General features: G+C 67.2%; 12 protein-coding genes. 3 read left to right on the top strand and 9 right to left on the bottom strand.

All coding sequences use genetic code 11. The features are described from left to right. Window positions 1-73: 73 nt before the first annotated feature. Together VKZ87_RS05835 and VKZ87_RS05830 are read right to left on the bottom strand one after the other, a co-directional pair. The gene (locus VKZ87_RS05835) at window positions 74-1,300 is read right to left on the bottom strand and encodes a glucosaminidase domain-containing protein (RefSeq protein WP_324220314.1); all 1,227 of its coding nucleotides are present in this window, start codon (window positions 1,298-1,300) and stop codon (window positions 74-76) included. A gap of 148 nt (window positions 1,301-1,448) precedes the next feature. Then, the gene (locus VKZ87_RS05830) at window positions 1,449-2,012 is read right to left on the bottom strand and encodes a NifU family protein (protein WP_324220313.1); all 564 of its coding nucleotides are present in this window, start codon (window positions 2,010-2,012) and stop codon (window positions 1,449-1,451) included. A 171-nt stretch (window positions 2,013-2,183) separates the two neighbouring features. Between VKZ87_RS05830 and VKZ87_RS05825 the strand changes: the two genes are divergently transcribed. Next, window positions 2,184-3,452 carry an adenylate/guanylate cyclase domain-containing protein gene (locus VKZ87_RS05825; protein ID WP_324220312.1) on the top strand — a complete coding sequence of 423 codons (1,269 nt, stop codon included), beginning with the start codon at window positions 2,184-2,186 and terminating at the stop codon, window positions 3,450-3,452. Window positions 3,453-3,466: 14 nt separating this feature from the next. Here VKZ87_RS05825 and VKZ87_RS05820 read toward each other — a convergent pair whose 3' ends face one another. From VKZ87_RS05820 to VKZ87_RS05795, 6 genes are all read right to left on the bottom strand, one after another. Next, window positions 3,467-3,970 carry a universal stress protein gene (locus VKZ87_RS05820; RefSeq protein ID WP_324220311.1) on the bottom strand — a complete coding sequence of 168 codons (504 nt, stop codon included), beginning with the start codon at window positions 3,968-3,970 and terminating at the stop codon, window positions 3,467-3,469. Window positions 3,971-4,022: 52 nt separating this feature from the next. Beyond that, complete coding sequence (locus tag VKZ87_RS05815; protein WP_324220310.1) at window positions 4,023-4,976, bottom strand: DUF2333 family protein; 954 nt, start codon at window positions 4,974-4,976, stop codon at window positions 4,023-4,025. A 75-nt stretch (window positions 4,977-5,051) separates the two neighbouring features. Next, complete coding sequence (trpS, locus tag VKZ87_RS05810; protein WP_324220309.1) at window positions 5,052-6,059, bottom strand: tryptophan--tRNA ligase; 1,008 nt, start codon at window positions 6,057-6,059, stop codon at window positions 5,052-5,054. 100 nt (window positions 6,060-6,159) lie between these two features. Beyond that, a complete protein-coding gene (gene murJ, locus VKZ87_RS05805) occupies window positions 6,160-7,716 on the bottom strand; it encodes a murein biosynthesis integral membrane protein MurJ (RefSeq protein ID WP_324220308.1) in 1,557 nt (518 codons plus the stop codon). Window positions 7,717-7,885: 169 nt separating this feature from the next. Beyond that, the gene (locus VKZ87_RS05800) at window positions 7,886-10,663 is read right to left on the bottom strand and encodes a [protein-PII] uridylyltransferase (protein ID WP_324220307.1); all 2,778 of its coding nucleotides are present in this window, start codon (window positions 10,661-10,663) and stop codon (window positions 7,886-7,888) included. A gap of 45 nt (window positions 10,664-10,708) precedes the next feature. Further along, window positions 10,709-11,494 carry an SDR family oxidoreductase gene (locus VKZ87_RS05795; RefSeq protein WP_324220306.1) on the bottom strand — a complete coding sequence of 262 codons (786 nt, stop codon included), beginning with the start codon at window positions 11,492-11,494 and terminating at the stop codon, window positions 10,709-10,711. Between the two features lie 128 nt (window positions 11,495-11,622). On the opposite strand from VKZ87_RS05795, the gene VKZ87_RS05790 reads away from it, so the two are divergent. Further along, window positions 11,623-12,138 carry a hypothetical protein gene (locus tag VKZ87_RS05790; RefSeq protein WP_324220305.1) on the top strand — a complete coding sequence of 172 codons (516 nt, stop codon included), beginning with the start codon at window positions 11,623-11,625 and terminating at the stop codon, window positions 12,136-12,138. 123 nt (window positions 12,139-12,261) lie between these two features. Further along, window positions 12,262-12,726 (top strand): hypothetical protein, encoded by a 465-nt coding sequence (locus VKZ87_RS05785; protein WP_324220304.1) that lies wholly within the window; start codon window positions 12,262-12,264, stop codon window positions 12,724-12,726. Between the two features lie 27 nt (window positions 12,727-12,753). On the opposite strand, the gene VKZ87_RS05780 is transcribed toward VKZ87_RS05785, so the two are convergent. Then, a partial coding sequence (locus VKZ87_RS05780; protein ID WP_324220303.1) for a LysE family translocator occupies window positions 12,754-13,341 on the bottom strand: 588 nt, incomplete at its 5' end.

Below are 13,341 nucleotides of genomic sequence, written 5' to 3'. Positions count from 1 at the left end.
GGACCGTGTGCGAGGGGATGCGGAACGGACGCCGCCGCCGCCTCCGGCGGCTCATGCGGCAGGCGGTTGAGCGTCAGGACTTGTTGAAGAAGTCCATGCTGCTGAGGATGGAGGCGGGCTCGTCGGCCAGGCGTGCGTCGTCGAACAGCTCGAGGCTGTTCGAGCGCATGATCGAACGGATGGTGCGGATGTAATCGGCGCCCCGGATCGAATAGCGGTGCAGATATCCGGCCAGCTTGTAGCTGTCCGGCGCCTCGCCGCGCGCGCGCATCGCCGCGCGATGCTCGCGGAATTCGCGATAGCTCGACTTGCTGTTCAGGTTGCGCATATAGGCGGCAACCGAATTCTCCAGGCTCTTGAAGCGCTGAACCTCGTAGGTCTCGCCTTCAGGCCGGTTCTCCGGGACGATGCCGGCGCCGGGCGTCCAGGTCCACTGGCCGTACACCGCATTGCCCAGCAGGGCGAAACGCGAGGTACCCCAGCCGGATTCCTCGATCGACTGCGCCAGCGCCAGCGCCGGCGGCACGATGTCGACCCGCTCCAGCAGTTCGGCCGTATCGACCTCGTCCAGGCCGTACCGGTCGGCCAGCTGCTGCAGCCAGGCGCGGTCGCGGTTGGACAGCGCTGCGCCCATCTGCATGCGGTCATGCAGGCGTTCCAGCTTCTCGCGGTCGGCCATCAGGCGCTCGTTCTCGCGCAGGATATGCGGCAGCATCACCTTCACGAAGGCGCGCTTGCGCTTTTCGGTGAGGTTCACTTCAGCGATGTCGATCGGCAGCGAGGCCACAAAGATGCGCGGCACTTCCAGCTGTCCGGTGACGGAGCGGAAATCGGTGAGCTCGAAACCGTGCTGCTCGAAGCGGCGCAGCATGGCATCCACCGTACGGTGGGCATCGGTGCGGATCGCGGTGCGATGGGGCGAGAAGCGACGGCCCTCGGCGACCCGGCGGGCCGCCTCTTCGGGCGCCACGGCGGGCTCGGCCGGCGGCGCCGGACGCTCGGCCTCGGCGACCGTGCGCTCGGCCAGCGCGCGCGCCGGCTCCACAACGGAACGCCAGTCGACCTGTGCGATGTTGCGCAGGCGCGCAAGCGCCTCCTGGACACCCTCGGACAGCGTCGGGTGGGCAGCAGCAAGCTGCGGCTGCACGGCCTCGGGCGTATGCGCCAGCTGGCGGCTGGACATCAGGCCGACACCGACACCGGAAACCAGACCGACGGCCAGCAACAGGCCAAGACCGGTCAGCATGAGGCGAACGTCGGATCCGATGGCAAGAAGATGCCGATCGCGATGTACCGTCATGGGTCAAACCTCTCACAGTTCTCAGTGCCGTAACGACGGGACGACCGGCGCAACTTGCCGGACCGCCCAGGGCACTGCCCTTGTGCGATCCCCCACCAGGAAACGCGTGAAACCGGGCGGCTCTGACTCGAACCGGCCGGGAAAAGAACTAGACTGCCCGGACCTCGGACACTTCCGGGACGTAATGCTTGAGCATGTTCTCGATGCCGTAGCGCAGGGTTGCCGTGGAACTGGGGCAACCGGCGCAACTGCCCTGCATGTGAAGCAGAACGACACCACGTTCGAAACCGCGGAAAACGATATCGCCGCCATCCTGCGCCACGGCAGGGCGGACCCGCGTCTCGATCAGTTCCTTGATCTGGGAGACGATGCCGGCATCGGCCGGATCGTAGATTTCATCCTCGGACCCCGCCGCGGCGGCGCTGTCCTGGTTCATGACCGGCAGTCCGGCCATGAAATGCTCCATGATCGCGCCAAGCAGTGCCGGCTTCAGCTCGGGCCAGTCGCGATCGGTCGCCTTGGTAATGGTCACGAAGTCGGAACCGAGAAACACGCCCTCCACGCCGCCGACGGCGAACAGCCGGGTCGCCAGCGGCGATGCCTTGGCCGCTTCGGCATCGGTGAAATTCACACTGCCTTCCGGCAGCACATCGCGGCCGGGGAGGAATTTCAGCGTTGCCGGGTTCGGCGTGGTTTCGGTCTGAATGAACATGTCTGGTTCCAAAAAGGTGACTGGAAATTGGTCAGGGGGTCCGCAAATATCAAGGCGGAAAGGTGAGGCAAAACCAAGGCGGCGAAACAAACTTGCGCCTGTGGCCGCTCCGTTGGAAGAAAACAAGGTCATGTGGATAAAATCACCGTTTTTCCCCAGATCGTGGATTCGATGAGCAGTGCGCTTTCCCCTCCGGAACGCCTGCCGAGCTGGCCCGATTCGCGCCTCAGCCTGACCCCGACCGCCCGCTGGCTGATCGAACATGGCGGCAAGGCGGTGCCGATTGCGGAGCTGATCGAGGAATTCTGCAACCGGCTGCTCGAGGAGGGGCTGCCGCTGCTGCGGGTCACCACCGGACTGCCCTCCATGCACCCCCTGACCTTCGTGCGCGGCTATCAATGGCAGCGCGGCAAGGGCGTGGTGATGACGGAACGCGCCCACGGCATCCAGAAGACCGCCGAATATCTCAACTCGCCGGTGGCGGTGATCCACCAGGGAGCGGCGGCGGTGCGGCGGCGCCTGGAGGATGCCAATGCGCTGATGGATTTCGGCATCCTGCATGACCTCAAGGCGATCGGCGCCACCGACTACATCGCGCTGCCGCTGCGGTTCACCCAGGGACCGGCCATCGGGACGGCCGGCCAGAGCAACATTTCCTTCGTCACCTTCGCCACCGACCGTCCCGGCGGCTTCCGCCCCCACGAGCTCAGCTATCTGATGGAGCTGATCCCGATCATCGCCCTGCGGCTGGAACTGGAAGCCGCGCGGCGCATGACCCGCGACCTGCTCACCACCTATCTCGGCCATGCCCCGGCCAAGCGGGTGCTGAAGGGCAATTTCATGCGCGGCCGCGGCTACGAGGTGGAGGCGGCCATCTGGCTCAGCGACCTGCGCGGCTTCACCGCCTATTCCGACAGCCATACGGCGCAGGAAGTGGTGGCGACCCTGGACAGCTATTTCGACGCCATGGCCGGTCCGATCCAGGCCAATGGCGGCGAGGTGCTGAAATTCATCGGTGACGGATTGCTGGCCGTCTTCCGGGTCGACGAGAAGACCGACGGCCGCAGGGGAGCCTGCGAGCGCGCCCTGACCGCCGCCGAACAGGCCTTCGCCGCCCTGCATGAACTCAACCAGGGCCGCGCGCTGGAAGGCGCGCCGGCTTTGCGCACCGGCATCGGCCTGCATCTGGGCCGCGTGCTGTTCGGCAATATCGGTGCCAGCGAACGGCTGGATTTCACCGTGATCGGCCGCGCCGTCAACGAGGTGGCGCGGCTGGAAGCGCAGAGCAAGGTGCTGGACCGGCCGCTGATCGCTTCCGCCGCCTTCGCCGCGGAAGTGCGCAGCCGCAAGATGGAGGCCTTGGGCAGCCATGTGCTGCGCGGCATCCGCGAGCCGCAGGAGCTCTACACGCTGCCGAGGGAGCTCATCCCCGGCGCCTGACCGTTCAACCGGTATTATGTCAGCAGGTCGATCTGCTCGTCGCTCAGGCCGCCGGGCAGGATGGTGAGCAGGCATTTCAGCTGTCCTGCCATCTGCGCGAAGCTGCTGACCAGCGGACCGGGACCCTCGCTGCCCGGCGCGGCGGCCAGCACCAGCATGCGGATGTCGGGTTCCTCGTCCACCAGCTTCAGGATCTCGTCCTTCGCCACGCCCTCGCGGATCACCAGCTCGGGCATGATGCCGGATTCCTGGTTCACCTGTTCGGCCAGCTTCTGCAGCAGCTGCTCGGCGGCGTCATGGGCTTCCTCACGCATGATCTCGGCCACGCCGGCCCATTGCTGGAAGTCCACCGGCTCGACCACGCGCAGCATCACCACGCCGCAGCGCAGGTTGCGCGCGCGCCGCGTCGCATAGCGAACGGCGATGCGCACCTCGTCGGTATTGTCGACCACGACGAGGAACTTGCTGCGCCGCTTGGCTTCCTTGCGCGCGGCGGCTGCGGATACGGCTTCACTCATGGCGGAGAGGTTGCCATTTCTGCGGCATTCTCCGCAAGCGGATAGAAGCCCGCTATTTCAGGAGGATATTGCTGATCTCGCTGATCTGGGTGCGGGCGCGCAGCAGGTAGAAGCCCATGCTGGCGAGATGGTTGGGGAGGACCATCGCATCCGGCTTGCCGTTATACACGATCAGCGGCTCGAGATCGGACGCCGCTGCGAACGACGCCAGCATCTGGTCCCATGCCGTGCCGAGTTCGCGGTCGCGCACGATGTTGGCGTAATCCTCGCGCAGCTCGCGCAGCAGCATGTAATAGGCGTAGGCCTGCCCCTTCACGCTGTAGAAGACGTCGTCGCTCTGTGTATCGATCCACTGCCCGCTGCCTTCGTGGATCTGCCGGTCGATCGCCGCCGATGCGGAACCGACATCCAGCGAGATGCGGTCGAGCGTCGAGAGCAGGTTGTCGGCGCGGCGCTCGAACACGGCCTGGCCGGCGGCGAGGCGACGGTCGTAGTTGAGCAGCGCGCGGCGCGCCTTGCGGTACTGGTCCTCCGACTTCGCCGTCGGCAGCAGCGAGGTGGAGAAGTCGAAGATCCACTTGGTGCCGGAATACTGCAGCAGGCCGGCGGCCTCCTGCAGGTCGCTGTCGGTCTGGCTCGAGCCGCGGGTGCGGCCGATCTGGTCGACCATCTCGAAGGCGAAGCGGCCGAGCGCATGGATCATGCCGAGCTGGTAGTTCGGCATGTTGTCGAGCATGGAGCCCGGGAGGAAGAAGGGATCGTTCGCCACCCAGCCGTTATGGTCGACCTCGCGCTGGATCAGGGAGGCCGCCATCGCCACCGCGCGGCTGCCGCCCGGCGTAACCTCGCCCGGCGCGAGCTGGTAGTCGAGATTGTCGTCCACCTTGTGCACGACCAGCATGCCGACCGGATAATACAGGCCGAAGATCACGATGATCGCCACCACGGCGACGAGCAGCCAGCGGCTGCGCAGGCGGGCGGACAGGGACGAGGCGTAATCAGTCATGGCGCAGCCGGATCAGGGGGTGGGCAGGAGCAATGTGGGTCCGCCCGCCCCTCTGTTCAAGGCTGCCGGGCGGCATCAGGGCCGCAGGAAGCCGACGATGTCGTAAACCTCGGCGAGGATCGGCGCCGAGATCGCCCGCGCCCGTGCGCCGCCATCGCGCAGGATGCCGTCGACATAGCCCGGATCGGCCATCAGCCGGCGCATCTCTGCCGTGATCGGGCTGAGCACCGCGACGGCCGCCTCGGTCAGCATGCCCTTGAACTCGGCGAAGCCCTTGCCGGCGCAGTCGGCTACCGCCTGCTCCAGGGTCTTGTCGGTCAGCGCGGCATAGATGCCCATCAGGTTCTCGGCTTCCGGGCGGCCGGCGAGACCCTCCACCGAGTCCGGCAGCGGCTGCGGATCGGTCTTGGCGCGCTTGATCTTGTCGGCGATGGCATCGGCCGTGTCGGTGAGGTTGATGCGCGACTGGTCGGAGGCATCCGACTTCGACATCTTCTTCGATCCGTCGCGCAGGCTCATGACGCGGGTCGCGGCGCCGAAGATCTGCGGTTCGGTCAGCGGGAAGAATTCCACGCCGTAATCGTGGTTGAACTTCTGCGCGATATCGCGGGTCAGTTCCAGATGCTGCTTCTGGTCCTCGCCGACCGGCACGTGGGTCGCCTTGTAGGCGAGGATGTCGGCCGCCATCAGCGCCGGATAGGCATAGAGGCCCAGCGAGGCATTCTCGCGGTCCTTGCCCGCCTTTTCCTTGAACTGGGTCATGCGGTTCATCCAGCCGAGCCGGGCGACGCAGTTGAAAATCCAGGCCAGGGTCGTGTGGTCGGGGTTCTGCGACTGGTTGAACAGGATGTTCTTCTTCGGGTCGATGCCCGACGCGATCATCGCCGCGGCGAGTTCGCGCGTGCTGCGCTTCAGCTCGGCGGGGTCGGAGCGCACGGTGATGGCGTGCATGTCGACCATGCAGAAGATGCAGTCGAACTCCGCCTGGAGTTTGACCCAGTTGCGCACCGCGCCGAGGTAGTTGCCGAGATGGAGATTGCCGGTGGGCTGGATGCCCGAGAAGATGCGCCGTTGGAAGGCCATGGGAAGTCCCTTTTGGTTTGGGGCGGTGGAAGGCCCCGGTGACGGGATAAAGTGCGGCGCGGTTATCGCTGCTGGCCGCAGCGGCGTCAACAGGCGGCCATCAGGTCTTCTTCGGCCGGCGCAGCATGGTCTTCCATTCCGCCGGCCGCGTGCCGCCGAACGCCAGCACGGCGCCGAGATAGACCGCCATGCCGCCGCCGACCAGCAGCGCCAGCGCTGCCAGCCGCAGGACGTCACCGCCGGCATACCAGCCGGGCAGCAGCAGGCGGTCGGCCGCCACCAGGGCTGCGGCCATGAGCAGGGCTGCGGCGAGAATGCGCCAGGCACGGCTTTTCAGTCGCGCATCCGCCCGCCAGTGGCCGCGACGGTGCAGCACGAAACCGAGCAGCGATGTGTTGACCAGGGCAGCCAGGGCGGTGGCCAGCGCCAGCCCGACATGGCCGAGCCACTGCATCAGCAGCGCGCCGCCGCCGAGATTGACCGCGATGCTGACCAGCGCCAGCCGCACCGGGGTGGCCGTATCCTGCCGGGCATGGAAGCTGGGCGTCAGGCTGCGCGCCAGCACATAACCGGGCAGGCCGATGGCATAGGCGAGCAGCGCATCCGCCGTGGCCTGCGCCGTCGCCGCGTCGAACTCGCCGCGCTCGAACAGGATCGAGATGATCGGGAACGGCACCGCGATCAGCGCCGCCGCCGCCGGCAGCGAGAGCAGCAGGCCGAATTCCAGCGCGCGGTTCTGGTTGGCGATCGCCGCTTCGGTTTCGCCACGGGCAAGCTGCGCCGAGATGGTGGGCAGCAGCGCCGTGGCGATGGCGACGCCGACCACGCCGACGGTGAGCTGGTTCAGCCGGTCGGCATAGAAGAGATAGGAGACCGCACCGGCCGGCAGCAGCGAGGCGAGCATCAGCCCGACGATCAGGTTGACCTGGGTGGCGCCGGCGCCGAAGGCGGCGGGCAGCACGAGGCGGAACAGCCGGCGGATCCGCGCGTCGAGCTTCGGCCGGTGCAGGCGCAGGCCGAGACCGGCGCGATGCACCGAATGGCTGAGCCAGAGGAACTGCACGATGCCGCCCGCCAGCACCGACCAGGCCAGCGCATGGCCCGGCCCGCCGACATGGTCGGAGAGCAGCGGCAGGCCGGCGATCATCGTGACATTGAGCAGGATCGGCGTGCCGGCCATGGCGGCGAAGCGGCCGACGCTGTTCAGCATCGCACCGTAGAGCGCCGCGATGCTGATGAAGACGAGATAGGGAAAGGTGATGATGCTGAGCGTCACCGCGAGATCGAAGCGCGTCGCATCGCCGACGAAGCCCGGCGCCAGCACCAGGATCATCGCCGGCATGGCGATCTGCGCGACCACGGTGAAGGCCAGAGTCACCGGCAGCAGGATGCCGAGCGCGCGGGCGGCAAAGCCGCGCGCCGCCTCGCGCCCCTCGGTCGCCTCGGTGCCGGCGAAGAGCGGCAGGAAGCCGGCGGTAAACGCCCCTTCGGCGAACAGCGAGCGGAAGAAGTTGGGCAGCCGCAGGGCGACGAAGAAGGCATCGGCAACCGGACCGGCGCCGAGATAGCGGGCGATCATCAGGTCGCGCCCGAAGCCGGCAATCCGGCTCAGCATGGTCAGACTGCCGACGGTGGCGATGGCGCGGAAGAGGGACATGATGATTCGCTTTGATGTGCGGAGGACTATAGAGGTGCGGCAACACCGTCGCCACCACTCCAATTGTCATCCTCGGGCTTGCCCGGGGGTCCGTCCCGTGGCTCCGCCATGCGGATGATTGGAACGGATACCCCGGCCTCGCCCAGGCATGACGGATCGTGTGTCCGCGCTACGCCGCCTTGGCCTTGGCGGCCGGCCTCTCTTCCGGGGTAATGCGCTTCAGAAGCGCCTTCTCGATCTGCTGCAGGCGGCGCTTGTCGGTCACCTTCATGCCGGTGAGGTCCTGCACGTAGAAGACGTCGACCGCGCGCTCGCCGTAGGTGGCGATATGGGCCGAGCCGATGGTCAGGTTGGCGTCGTAGAGGCCGCGGGTCACGTCGTAGAGGAAGCCCGGCCGGTCGCGGCCGTTCACCTCGATCACGGTCCAGCGGTTGGAGGCGAGATTGTCGATCAGCACCCGCGGCTGGACCTTGAAGACGCGGGTGCGGCTCGGCAGGCCCGGCTTCTCCTGGGCGATCGCCGAGCGCAGTTTGAGATCGCCCGACAGCGCGCGCTCGATGGCGCTGTGCAGCTTCGCCAGCCGGTCCGGCTTGTCGAAGGGCGCGCCCTCGACATCCTGGATCACGAAGGTATCCAGCGCCATGCCGTCATTGGTGGTGAAGATCTTCGCGTCCACGATATTGGCGCCGGCAGCGGCCATGGCGCCGGCGACGCGCGCGAACAGGCCAGGATGGTCGGGCGCATAGAGCGTGAATTCCGTCACCGAACGGAAGCGGTCGGGCCGCGTCTCGGTGGTGAGCGCGCGGCCTTCCGTATCGGCCCGCTTCATCAGCTGGGCATGGCGGACGATGGTGTCGGCGTCGTTGGAATACCAGTAGTTCTCGTAGTGGCGCTTCACCAGCCGGTCGATCTCCGCCTTGCTCCAGCCGGTCAGCTTCGCGCGCACCTCGGCCTTGGTGTCGGCGATGCGCTGCTCGCGGCCACGGCCGGTGAAGCCGCCCGAGAGATATTCCTCGGCGCGGTAATAGAGCTCGCGCAGCAGCTGGCCCTTCCAGCCGTTCCACACCGTCGGGCCGACCGCGCGGATATCGGCCACCGTGAGACAGAGCAGCAGCCGCAGGCGCTCGGGGCTCTGCACCAGCTGCGCGAAGTCGATCACCGTCTTGGGATCGGAGATGTCGCGCTTGAAGGCGGTGGCCGACATGGCGAGGTGATGCCGCACCAGCCAGGCGACGGTTTCGGTTTCCGCCGCCGTCAGGCCGAAGCGCGGCCCGAGCTTCTGGGCCACCTTCTCGCCCAGCACCGAATGGTCGCCGCCGCGGCCCTTGGCGATATCGTGCAGCAGCAGGGCGACATAGAGCACGCGGCGCGACAGCACCTCCTTGATGATATGCACCGACAGCGGATGGTCTTCCTTCAGCGCGCCGTTCTCGATGCGCGACAGGATGCCGATGGCACGGATGGTGTGCTCGTCCACCGTATAGGTGTGATACATGTCGTGCTGCGTCTGCGCCACGACGCGACCGAAATCCGGCACGAAGCGGCCGAACACGCCGGCTTCGTTGAGGCGCCGCAGCGTCGTCTCGGGATCGTTCCTCGAGCAGAGCATCTCCATGAAGAGACGGTTGGCCTCAGCGTCGTTGCGCAGCCGCGCATCGATCAGCTTCAGGTTCCGCCGTACCAGGCGCAGCGCCTCGGGATGGATGTCCAGCCCCTGCTCCTGCGCCAGATGAAACAGCCGCAGCATCCTCACCGGCTGCTTCTCGAACATGTCCTCGCCGGCGACGTTGACCCGGCCGCCTTCGATCTCGAAACCGTCCAGCCGCTTCGGCCGGCGGATCTTCGAGCGGATCGCCGCCAGCGGTTTCTTCTTCTTGTGCCGCTCCTCCAGCGCCGCCGCGAAGATGCGGGTCAGATCGCCGACCTCCTTGGCGATCAGGTAGTATTTCTTCATGAAGCGCTCGACATCGCTGCGGCCCGGGCGGTCAGCATAGCCCATCGCCTTGGCGATCTCGGTCTGCATGTCGAAGGTCAGCCGCTCTTCCGGCCGGTTGCTCAGGTAGTGCAGGTGGATGCGCACGGTCCACAGATACTCGCTGGCCTGCACGAAGCGGCGATGTTCCTCCGCCGTCAGCAGCCCGCGGCCGACAAGCTCGGCGACATCCTCGATGCCGTAGACATATTTCGTGATCCAGAGCAGCGTGTGGAGATCGCGTAAGCCGCCCTTGCCTTCCTTGACGTTGGGTTCGACCACATAGCGGGAATCGCCCATCCGGCGATGGCGCTCGTCGCGCTCGGCCAGCTTCTGCTCGATGAAGTCGAGTCCGGTCTTCGCCACCACCTCGGACTGGAAGCGCTGGCGCAGCTGCACCGCGAGCTCCTGGTCGCCCCAGATCCAGCGCTGCTCGAGGATCGCGGTGCGGATGGTGATGTCGGAAAGCGACAGGCGGATGCATTCGTCCACGCTGCGGGTCGCATGCCCGACCTTCAGCCCCAGATCCCACAGCAGGTAGAGCATGTATTCGACCACCTGCTCGCCCCAGGGCGTCTGCTTGTAGGGAAACAGGAACAGCAGGTCGACATCGGAGAACGGCGCCATCTCGCCGCGGCCATAGCCGCCGACCGCGACGATGGAGAGCTTCTCGGCCGCCGTCGGATTGGGCAGGCGATAGACCCGGTTCACCGTGAAGTCATGGGTAAGCCGGATGATCTGGTCGGTGAGATAGGCGAGCGATTGCCGCGTCGCCAGGGCCGGCATGCCCTGGAGGAAGCGCTGGCGGATCGTCTCGCGGCCCGCGTTCAGCGCCGCCTTGAGCAGCACCAGCGCCTGGTTGCGCTGCTCCTGGCTGCCATGCATGCCCTCGCCGCCCAGCGCATCGAGCTGCAGCGTCAGCGCCTTGCGGTCGATGATCTCGCGCGGGTTCTGGATGGCCGGACGGGGAGTCATGCTTCCTTATATAGGTTGCCGCGCCGGAGCGGGAGTGCGGCAGCCTCACACGCTCTGGAAATTCACCATGCCGCCGCCGTCGATCACCATGGTCTGGCCGGTCATGAAGCTGCCCGCCCGCGAGGCGAGGAAGACGGCGGCGCCGGCGATCTCGTCGGGTTCGCCGACCCGCTTCAGCGCATAGCCGTGGGTCGCCTTCTTGGCGATGTCGGGATTCTCCCACAGGGCGCGGGCGAAATCGGTGCGGATCAGGCCCGGCGCGATGCAGTTGGCGCGGATGTTGTCCGGCCCCCATTCGACGGCGAGGTTGCGGGCAAGCTGCATGTCGGCCGCCTTCGAGATGGCATAGGCGCCCAGCAGGTTGGAGCCGAACAGGCCGCCCACCGAGGAGATGATGATGATCGCGCCGTCCCTGCGCCTGGCCATGTCCGGCGCCGCCATGTTGCAGAGCCAGTGGTTCGACTTGATGTTGACATGCATGACCTTGTCGAAGGCATCGTCGGGGATGTCCTTGGCCGAGCCGAAGAACGGGTTCACGGCGGCATTGCAGACCAGGATGTCGATGCGGCCCCATTCCCGGAGCGTGGTGTCCACCAGGGTCTGGAGCTGCGCCTTGTCGGAGACGTTGCAGGGCACGACGATCGCCTCGCCGCCGGCCTGCCGGACCTCGGCGGCCACCTTCTCGCAGGCCTCGGCCTTGCGGCTGGAGATCACCACCTTCGCGCCATGCTGCGCCATGCGGAGCGCGATCGCCTTGCCGATGCCGCGGCTGGAGCCGGTGATGATTGCGACCTTGCCGGTGAGATCGAAGAGATTGTCGGTTCCGCTCATCGTTCCTCGCGCCACCTGTTCCGTTTCTTGTCATGAAAGGCGGCGCAGCTTAGCCTGCACTGTCCGCGGTGAACAGGCATCGGCGGCGGCGGGTTATCGCCCGGCGCGCCCACGCTATATGATCGGCCATGATGATCGCCGCCCGCCGCCCTGCTCTTTTCTTTGTCCTGCTGCCGCTTGCGGCGCTTCTCCTGCTGGCGGGGGCCTGCACGCCCTCCACCCCGGCGCCGCCGCGGGTGGCCGCCTGGGTCGGCGAGCAGAGCGGCCTGCTGTTCATGCGGGTGATCAGCGAGGAGGTGCTGCGCGATGCCCGCCTCACCGCGCCCGGCGGCGACACCATCCTGACCCGGCGTCTCAGCACGCCGGAGCCCTCCGGCGGATATTCCGATGGCGGCCTGGGCCGGCCATCGGTCGGGGTCGGCGTGGGCGCCGGATCCAGCGGCAGCTTCGGCACCGGCATCGGGCTGTCCTTTCCCGTCATGGGCGGCGGCGGGGCGCGGTCCGCCGGCCTGTCCAGCCAGGCCGAGTTCAGCCTGACCCCCGAGCAGCTGGCCAGCTACCGCGCCCGGCCGCAGGACTGGCTGCTGGAACTGCGCTTCGACGACCGGATCGCCAGCATGCCGGCGCCGGCCCTGATGCCCTGACCGCCCGGCAAAAGCTGCCGCCCGCCGGATGCCAGCCGGGCTGGTTTCCCCGGAAATCCGCGACATTAATTATGGCACGGCGTTTGCTCCTTATCCGGCAAACCACGGGTAAGGAGTTGCATCATGGGTATCGCGTTGCTGTCCCTGCGTCAGGCCGAGAAGGTCGAGCCCCAGCTGAAGGCCGCCATCAAGAATGCTGCGACGCCGGCCTCGGCGCGCGAGCGGCTGGCACTGCGCGACGGCGACCTCGCCCCGGGCGCCGGCGCGCTGACCGCCCGGCAGTATGTGCAGCAGCTCGGCATCATGGAGCAGGAGGCCACCCGGTCGCAGATGGTCTGGGCGCTGGGCCGCATCGAGCCGGGCGAGCTGGAAACCATGGTGAAGTCGCTGGCCAGGATGCGCGGCCGCTATGCCAGCCTGGTGCTGGAATACAGCCAGAGCGACCGTCCGATCGGCCATGTCGCGCTCGACGAGCTGCGCGGCCTGCGCGAGCGCATCCAGGAATTCGAACTCGGGCTGGAGACGATCAAGACCGCGATCCTCGATGGCACCGCCGAAGTCGCCGGCGTCAAGACCGCGACGCTGTAGCTGTGACCTCGTCGCCCCGATTTGCGTTCAGCGCCGGTCCAAGGCCAGCCTGAGCGCCATCGCGGCGAAGACGCAGCCGAGCAGGCGGTTCTGCCAGCGCACGAAGGCGGGACGCCGCGCCAGCCATTCGCCGAGCCGGCCAGCCACCAGCGCGATGCTGCCGTTGACGATGCCGCCGGCGGTGCTCAGCACCACGGCGAGGATCAGCGCCTGCCATACGGCGGTATCCGGATCGGGCCGCATGAACTGCGGAAACAGCGCGAGGAAGAACAGCGCCACTTTCGGATTGAGCAGATTGGTCAGCAGTCCCTGGCGGAACAGGCTCCACAGCGGCAGCCGCGGCGCATTGGCGCTGGGTGGCTGAAAACCGCCAGCGCCGCGAAAGGCCTGCACGCCAAGATAGAGCAGATAGGCGGCACCCGCCCAGCGGATCGCCTCGAACATCACCGGCGCGATCAGCAGCACGCCGCTCAGGCTGAAGCCCGCCACCAGCGCATGGCCGTAGCAGCCGACGGTGATGCCGGCGAGCGTCACCAGCCCGGCGACGCGGCCCTGCGCCACCGAGCGCGTCATCACCAGCAGCATGTCCGGCCCGGGCGTCAGCGCCAGCGCAAA

Source organism: Ferrovibrio sp., from assembly GCF_035304305.1.
GTDB lineage: Bacteria > Pseudomonadota > Alphaproteobacteria > Ferrovibrionales > Ferrovibrionaceae > Ferrovibrio.
This window is presented reverse-complemented; position numbering and strand designations above follow the sequence as displayed.